General features: G+C 71.4%; 5 protein-coding genes and 2 pseudogenes. 1 reads left to right on the top strand and 6 read right to left on the bottom strand.

Annotated elements, in window-relative coordinates; translation table 11 throughout:
* The 5 genes and pseudogenes from D7V80_RS38940 to galU form a co-directional block, all read right to left on the bottom strand.
* Nucleotides 1-1,107: pseudogene (locus tag D7V80_RS38940) on the bottom strand (response regulator receiver protein); the annotation flags it as partial.
* Between the two features lie 16 nt (nt 1,108-1,123).
* The gene (gene priA, locus D7V80_RS38935) at nt 1,124-3,517 is read right to left on the bottom strand and encodes a primosomal protein N' (protein ID WP_120592863.1); all 2,394 of its coding nucleotides are present in this window, start codon (nt 3,515-3,517) and stop codon (nt 1,124-1,126) included.
* Between the two features lie 177 nt (nt 3,518-3,694).
* Complete coding sequence (locus D7V80_RS38930) at nt 3,695-4,303, bottom strand: glutathione S-transferase family protein (protein ID WP_120592862.1); 609 nt, start codon at nt 4,301-4,303, stop codon at nt 3,695-3,697.
* 101 nt (nt 4,304-4,404) lie between these two features.
* The gene (locus D7V80_RS38925) at nt 4,405-5,157 is read right to left on the bottom strand and encodes a hypothetical protein (RefSeq protein ID WP_120592861.1); all 753 of its coding nucleotides are present in this window, start codon (nt 5,155-5,157) and stop codon (nt 4,405-4,407) included.
* A complete protein-coding gene (gene galU, locus D7V80_RS38920; protein WP_120592860.1) occupies nt 5,154-6,056 on the bottom strand; it encodes a UTP--glucose-1-phosphate uridylyltransferase GalU in 903 nt (300 codons plus the stop codon). Before galU ends, D7V80_RS38925 begins: the two co-directional genes overlap by 4 nt.
* A gap of 60 nt (nt 6,057-6,116) precedes the next feature.
* Here galU and D7V80_RS38915 point away from each other — a divergent pair, with 60 nt between their 5' ends.
* On the top strand, nt 6,117-6,986 hold the full coding sequence (locus tag D7V80_RS38915) for a hypothetical protein (protein WP_233586058.1): 870 nt from the start codon (nt 6,117-6,119) through the stop codon (nt 6,984-6,986).
* Between the two features lie 22 nt (nt 6,987-7,008).
* On the opposite strand, the pseudogene D7V80_RS42040 reads toward D7V80_RS38915, so the two are convergent.
* A pseudogene (locus tag D7V80_RS42040) lies at nt 7,009-8,220 on the bottom strand (hypothetical protein); the annotation flags it as partial.

Genomic DNA, 8,220 nt, shown 5'->3' with positions numbered 1-8,220 from the left:
GTCCGTCTCGTCGGAGTCGTCCACGCCGCCCGGAGACGCACGCGCCTCCAGCTCTGGATCCGGCTCCAGTTCCTTCCACGCCAGCGGCTCCGAGCCCTCCGGCTCCGACGCCTTCGCCGCCCCGCTGTCCTCGTCCGAGTCGACGTCGAAGAAGCCCTCGTCCCCCAGCTTCGGCGCGGGCTTCACCGGCTTCAGCCCCGGCGGGGTGAGCGGCTCCTCACGGAACGCGAGCCGCCCCTCCGCGGGCGCCCCTTCCTCGCCCTCCGCGTTCGGGAACGGGAAGCGCAACGTGGTGCGCGCTTCCGGCGGACGGCCCTCGTCCGCCCCTTCCGCGTTCGGAGGCTCCGCGTCCCACTCACTGCCGACGCTCGCGTCCGGATCCTCCTCGCCCCACGCCTCGCCGGAGTCACCCTCCTCCGCCGCCCCGGCCCACTGCGACTTCGTGCCCACCGTCAGCGCGGAGTCGATGGAGGCGATTGCCTCCGTCTCCACTTCCAGGTGCGCCTGCTCCAGCGCGGCGTTCATGCTGCGCTCGCGCTGCTGGTGCACGGCGTGCGCGCTGCGCTCCTCGCGCGTCATCGCCGCCACTTCCCAGTCCGTCTGGTTCAGCGGCGCCAGGTCCCCGAACAGCGCGTTCGCCAGCGCCGGGTCCCCGCCCACCGAGCGCGGCGCCGTCACATGCCAGGCCTCGTCCGCGGGGGCGCTCCCCTTCGCCGGCTCGCTCAGCGTCCGGTTCTCCACCACGCGCCAGCCATCCGCTTCGGCCGGCGCGCGGATCAACGTGTCCACCAGCGTCACGAAGCTGGGCCCGTCCAGGGGCAGCGGCGCCACCGGCGCGCTGAAGCCCTCGATGGGCTCACTCAGCAGCAGCACCCGCGCCTTGTGGCCTTCCGGGTGCTGCACCAGCTCCTCCAACACCACGCGCCCGCGGCCGCTCTCCACGCCCGGCGCGAGCACGATGAGCTCTGGCAGGTGATGCCCGAAAGCGATGAGCGCGTCCGCGGCGGAGGTCGCGAGGATGACCTCGTGCCCTTCGCGGGACAGCAGTCGCCGGACGGCGGCGATGGTGGCGATGTCGTCGTGTACGAGGAGGACCGAGGCGCCCATGGGGGAGCCCGGGAGTCTACAGCATGGCCCCGGGATCCACGTCGATGACGACCTTCACCCCATTGGGGACATCCGCCAACGCCGCCTCCAACCGGGCGAGCAGTGGGGCGAGCGCCGCATGTGTCGGCGCCTTCAGGAGCAACTGCCAGCGCGTCTTGCCCCGGATTCGGGCAATCGGCGCCAGGGCCGGCCCCAGCAGGCGCACCCCCGCCGACGCTGGCGGCATGTGTCGCCCCACCAGGTTCCCCAGGAAGCGCGCCACCCCCGCCGTCTGCTCCGGGTGCTCGCCCTCCAGCCGGACGGCCGCCATGCGCGCGAAGGGCGGATAGGCCAGCGCCTTGCGCCACTCCAGCTCCTGCTTGGAGAACCCGTCGAAGTCGTGCGCCAGCATCCGCCTCACCGGCTCCGCGTCCGGGTTGTAGGTCTGCACCAGCACCCGCCCCGGGTCCTTCCCGCGCCCCGCGCGCCCCGCCACCTGGGTCAACAGGTGGAAGGTCCGCTCAGCGGCTCGGAAATCAGGAATCGCCAGGGACGTGTCCGCCATCACCACGCACACCAGCGTCACGCCCGGGAAATCGTGCCCCTTGGCCACCATCTGGGTGCCCACCAGCACGTCGAGTTCCCGCCGCGCGAAGGACGCCAGCAGCTCCGTCAGCTTCTCCGCGCTCGTCGCGGAGTCCCGGTCCAGCCGCGCTACGCGTGCGTGTGGCATCCGCTCCAGGACCTCCGCCTCCACACGCTCCGTGCCGATGCCGAGCTTGAGCAGCGGGCCGGTGCACTCGCGGCAGGCGTTCGGTACCGGGAAGGCCACGCCGCAGTAGTGGCAGACCACCCGGTTCTGCGAGCGGTGGTGCGTCATGCACACGTCGCAGTCGTGGCACTTGAGCGACAGGCCGCACACCTCGCACAGGAGGATGGTGCTGTGGCCGCGGCGGTTGAGGAACAGGATGACCTGCTGCCCCTTGGCCACTGTCTCCTCCATGGCCTGGAGCATCTGCGGGCTCAGGATGGGCGCCTCTTCCGTCACCTGGCCCTCGCGCGGACGCTCCACGCGCAGGTCCACCAGGTTGATGGTGGGCATGGGCCGGTCGTCCACGCGGTTCTTCAGCTCAATCAGCTTGTAGCGGCCGGAGCGCGTGTTCTGGAGCGTCTCCAGCGAAGGCGTCGCGGAGCCCAGCACCACCACCGCGTTGGCCTGCTTGCCGCGCACCACGGCCAGGTCGCGCGCCTGGTAGCGCAGCTTCTCGTCCTGCTTGAAGGACGGGTCGTGCTCCTCGTCCACGACGATGAGCCCCAGGTGCTCCACCGGCGCGAACACCGCCGAGCGCACGCCGACCGCGATCTTCACCGTGCCCTTGCGCAGCGCCTGCCAGTGGAACAGCCGCTCGCGGTCCTTCAGCCCCGAGTGCAGCACCGCCACGTCGCCACCGAAGCGGCTGCGGAAGCGCCCCACCAACTGCGGCGTCAGCGCGATTTCCGGCACCAGCACCAGGCTGCCCAGGCCGCGCGCGAGCGTGTGCTCCACGGCGCGCAGGTACACCTCCGTCTTGCCGCTGCCGGTGACGCCGTGCAGGAGGTACGGCTGGAAGCCGCCCACGTCGACGGCGCCCTGGAGCTCCTTCACCGCCAGGGCCTGCTCCGGGGTGAGGCGGTCCGGGCGGTTCTGAACCAGGCCCTCGCGCACGCCGGGTTGCAGCGTCACCTCCACCCACTTCACGAACTTGCGCGTGGCCAGCTTCTTCAGCGTCTCGCGCGCGCCGGGGATGGCGTGCGTCACCTCGTCCAGCGGCGCGCGTCCGCCCACCGCCAAAAGGTACTGGAGCACCGCGGCCTGCGCCGGAGCGCGAGCCAGCTGCGGGGGCACCTCCGCGACGAGCGCCTCCACGAAGAACTGGATGTCCGGCTTCGCTTCCTTCTCATCCACCGCGGTGGAGAGGCCCGGCGGCAGCGCGCCGCGGATCACCTCGCCCAGCGGATAGCGGTAGTGCTCCGCGGTGAAGCGCAGGAGCGCGATGAGGTCCTTGGGCAGGGAGGGCGAGTCCTCCAGCACGCGCTGGATGGGCTTGAGCCGCACGCCGCCTTCCACCGGCGCGTTCGCGGGCCCCAGGTAGAAGCCCAGCGCCATGCCGCGTCCGAAGGGCACGAGCACGCGCTGGCCCGGGGCGAGGTTGCCCGCGAGCGCCTCCGGCACCAGGTAGGTGAACTCCCCGCGCACGGGACGGCCCACGGCGACAGAGGCAAGTTGGGCGGGAGTGGCGCTCACGACGGGGCGCACTGTAGCGGCGGGATCCCGCTGCGACACTTCCCTTCCCACTTCCGTACGCCGCGTCCGCAACGGAATGGAACCGCGAGAGGGGGCCTCTGCCCGTGTCCGAGGAAAACCACCCAGCGCGAAGTGCTCTTGCTCCATGACCGACCTCTTGCCGCCAGCGTCCCCGGCCCGCCCGTCCTGCACCCGGGATCCACTGTGCCCCGGGCGTCTGACATCCCTGGTGCACTGGAAGCACGAAGGGCCCCTCCCGGCCCTGGAAGACAGGGTGCGGAAGAGGCCCGGGTGGCCTGCGCGAAAGAGGGTCGTGCGGGCGGGCTAGCGGCCGGAGGCCTTCTTCACGGACGGGCGGTTGGACACGCGGTCCCACCAGGCCATCACGTTCTTGTACGGGGCCACGGTGTCCTTCTCCCCGATGGCGAAGAGGTACTCCATGTACGGCGCGAAGCAGACCTCGGCGAGCGTGAAGTCATTGCCCGCCAGGTACGGCCGGTTCGCCAGCGCCTCGTCTAGGACCTCCAGCGGACGCTTCAGGCCCTCACGGCCCTTGGCGATGTTCTCCTCGTTGTTGGTGCCCCGGAAGCGCTCCATGACGATCTTCATCGCCGGGCCGGAGAAGTAGGACTGCTCCACGCCGATGAACTGCTCCATCAGCGCGTAGGCCTTGGGGTCCGCGGGCGTCAGCGACGGGCCCGGCAGGGTGCGGTCCAGGAAGCGGCTGATGGCGCGCGACTCGTACATGACGAAGCCGTCGTCCAGCTCCAGCGCGGGCACCACGCCAAAGGGCTGGCGCGCCACGTGCGCGGGCGACTTCTGCTCGCCCTTCATCAGGTCGACGTTGACGAGCTCGACCTCGCGGCCCTTCTCCGCCAGGACGGTGAGGACCTTGCGGGTACACGTGCTCATCGGGTTGCCATGGAGCTTCATGCGAATCGCCTCCGCGCCGGGAACCGGGGATATCCCGGTCCTGGAACGGGCGGGACTTTCACCGTCAGCCCCGCCCATCGCAAGCGAATCGGAGCGGGCCGCTACTTGAAGAGCGTGTCCGGCACGGCCGAGCGGTTGTCCGCCTTGAGGGCGGTGAAGCGCACCACGCGCTGGCCCGCCTTCCACACCTCCACCGTGCGGGGCATCCAGTCGCCGGTGGCCGGCGAGGCGTAGTCCAGGAAGCGCACGTCCCAGGCCGCCCCGGACGCGTCCGCGTAGCGCAGGCGCGCGGGCCGGAAGGCGTCCTTGTAGACCCAGAACTGGGGCTTGCCCTCCGCGGGGTCGCCCAGGACGAAGGCCACCTCACCGCCGAAGCGCGCGAGCGACGTCACCTTCGTGTTGACGCCCAGCCCCTGGAGGTAGGCCTCCTGGGCGAGCTTGGTGTCCTGCACGCTGCCCGCGTCCTGCGCGAGGATGGCGCACACCTGGGCCACCAGCACGGAGATGGCGGGCATCTCCTTGCCCTCCACGCGCTTCTTGCCGGAGACCTGCACGGTGGAGGACTTGAGGCTGCTGTCCGGCGAGCTCGCGTCGAAGCGGCAGCGGCCCGGAATCTTCACGGACAGCACGCCGTCTCCCTGGAGCTCCGGACGGTCCGTGGGGACGTTGAGGGCGGCCCCGGCTTCCGCCACGCCCGTGGAGGAGAAGATGACGGAGCCTTCCACGCGGAAGGCCGACAGGCGCTTCTCCTCCCGCGCGGTGGCCATGCGCCGCAGGATGGAGCCGCCGGGCAGCACATAGGCGCCGGCGGCGAGGGACACGAGGACTGCGGATACGGCGATGAGACGCTTCACGGCTTCTCCGTCTTGACGACCTCGCGCAGGTACTCCAGGAGCCCTCCGCGCAGGTCGGGGCGCTTGAGCGCATAGGCGATGTTCGCCTTGAGGTAACCCACCTTGTCACCGGCGTCGTAGCGCTGGCCCTGGAACTTGTAGCCCAGCAGACCTTCGGTCTTCTGGAGCGTGGCCAGGCCGTCCGTGAGCTGGATTTCGCCGCCCACGCCCGTGGTCTGCTTCTCCAGGATGGGGAAGATGGACGGGGGCAGCACGTAGCGGCCAATCACCGCCAGGTTCGACGGGGCGGTGCCCTTCTTGGGCTTCTCCACCACGTGGTCGATTTGGATGACGCCGTTGCCCAGGTCCTTGCCGGCGGCGATGCCGTACATGTGCGTCTCGCTCTCGGGGACCTCCATCAGCGCGATGACGGCCTTCTGGTGCTGCTGGTAGATGCGCGCCAGCTGGCCGATGCCCGGATCCTCCGAGTCGATCATGTCGTCGCCCAGCAGGACGCCGAAGGGCTCGTCGCCGATGACGCTCTTGGCGCACAGCACCGCGTGGCCCAGGCCGAGCGGCTCCTTCTGGCGCACGCTGATGATGCGCACCAGGTTCGCGATGGCGCGCATGCGGTCCGCCTCCGCCGTCTTCCCGCGCGCACGCATCGTGGTCTCCAGCTCGAACGCGATGTCGAAGTGGTCCTCGATGGAGCCCTTGCCGCGGCCGTTGATGACGACGACGTCCTCCATGCCGGCCTTCACCGCCTCCTCCACGATGTACTGGAGGGTGGGCGTGTCGACGATGGGCAGCATCTCCTTGGGCACGGCCTTGGTGGCCGGGAGGAAACGGGTGCCCAGGCCGGCGGCGGGGATGACGCACTTGCGGATGAGCTTCGTTGCCTTCGTGTCGGTGGAGGACATGGGGCGGGGAATCTATTGGTGGCCCAGAACCCCAGCAAGCCGGATAGATTCCCCGGCGCCATGCCGCTCCGTGCCATCGTCGCCGCCCTGTCCCTGACACTGTCCGTGGTCCCCCTCGTCTCCCGAGCCGCCACGACCGAACGGGCGGATGAGCTGCGCGACATCTCGAATGCGCGGGCCCAGGGCATGGGCGGCGCCTTCCGGGCCACGGGCCTGGGTGCGGATGCACTCCTGGGCAACCCGGCGGCGATGGCGCTGTTCCCCGCCTACCGCATTGAAGGCACGGGGGCGTACGACCCACGCAACAAGGAGGGCTTCCTGGGCATCAGCCTGGCGGACTCCAGCAGCGGCCGGCTGGCGCTGGGCGTGGACTACCACTGGCTTTCGCTGGGGCGCGGCGGGGGGCGCACGTCCGCGAACCTGAGCACGCTGGGCGCGGCGCTGCCGCTGGGACAGTCGCTGCTCATCGGTCTGTCGGGGCACTACCTGCGGCTGAATGGACAGTCTCGCTTCGCCAACTCCATCACGCTGGACGCGGGCATCCTGGTGCGGCTGAGCGAGCAGCTGACGCTGGGCGTGTCCGGGAACAACCTCATCGACACGGAGAACGTGGAGCTGACGCGCTACTACTCCGCGCATGCGGCCTATGTGGGGCAGGCGGTGGTGGTGGCGTTCGACGTGCGCGGGGACTTCGAGACGCGCGACTCGGCGGTGCTCACGTACAACACCGGCGCGGAGTACATCCTCGACCAGACGATTCCGCTGCGCGCGGGCTACACGTACGACGGCTTCCAGAAGATTTCGCGCGTGACGGTGGGCGCGGGCTTCCTGTCGCCCGGAGGCGGCGGCGTGGACCTGGCGTACCAGCACGACCTGGGCGGGCTGAACGGGCGCATGCTGTCGCTCACGCTGCGGCTGCTGGTGAACTGAGGCGCTTCCAGGCGACGCCGCGCTAACGGCCGCGGCCGGCTTCGGCGGCGTCCCGCAGGGCGAGGTAGCGCTCGGAGGCGGCGAAGCGGACCAGCTCCTCCAGCTCTGAATCGTTGGGGCGGCGGGCCCGGAGCACGGTGAGCGCGGGCCCGGGGCCTCCGCAGGCGACGAGCCCCGCGCGGTTGGCGGAGTCTCGCGCGGCGGCGACGAGCAGACTCGCGTCGAAATCCCGGGTGCCGGGCTCCATCAGGAGGGCGGCGCGCTCCAGGGCCCTGGGGGACAGGGACTCGCGCACCACGCGGGCGTCGTCGCCAGCGTCCTTGGGGTTCTTGAGGACGGAGGACAGGAGCGCGAGCGCGCGCAGCAGGTGGTCCTTGCGCAGGGCGCGCAGGGCGAGCAGGTCCGGTGACAGCGAGAACAGCGCGCGGCCGGCGTGGAAGCGCAGCTCGGCGTTGGTGGGGGGCTGCTGCACGAGGAGCCGGCCCACGACGAGGCGCGGGGCGGTGGTGTGCAGCGGGGTGATGTTGGCGGTGTCGTCGTCGCCCGCGACGAGTTCCGGCAGGGGCACGCCCAGCAGGCGCGCGGCGCCGTTGAGCGCGTCGAGCACGGCGGCGGCGCCCGGGCCGGAGGAGGCGCGCAGGGGCTCCGTGGTGCTGGCGATGCGCGCGGGCGACGGGAACAGCCGGCACAGCGCGATGCCCACGCACGCGAGCAGCTCCCCGGACGGGGTGCGCAGGCCCGGGTGGCGCAGGCCGGCGCGCTCCTGGTTGGTGAGGGGCGCGCGCTGCACGCGGGGCGCGGGGATGTCGCGGCCCTCCAGGGCGTCCGCGAGCTCGCGCATGAGCGCGGCGCGGGTGACGTCACCGCGCTGGTCGAAGTGGTCCACGAGGCCGCGGTAGGGCTTCGGGTCGAGCGGGCTCTCGCGCACGAGCTTGAAGACGAGCGGCTCCGCGGAGGTGGCATCCGCGGGGGGCGCGGCGTCCGGGACGGCGGCGGGCGTCTCTCGGGTCTCGGTGGAGCCGACGGTGGGGCGGCTTGCGGCCTGGGGGCGCGTGGGGGCCGGGCCGGAGACGGTGCCTTCGGGACGGCCGGCGCGGTGGATGCGGCGCACGGGGTCCATGCGGCCGGGAGGCGCCTCCCACGCGATGACGCTCGTGGCCTCCACGGGCCCGGCGCCGAGCTCCTGGGCGTCCTCGTCTTCGTCCTCTGAGGGAATCTGGCTGAGGAGCGGGAT

Origin of the sequence: Corallococcus sp. CA054B, from assembly GCF_003611625.1 — a bacterium.
Lineage (GTDB): Bacteria > Myxococcota > Myxococcia > Myxococcales > Myxococcaceae > Corallococcus > Corallococcus coralloides.
Note: the sequence above shows the minus strand (reverse complement) of the source record. Positions and strands in the feature narration are given on the sequence as shown.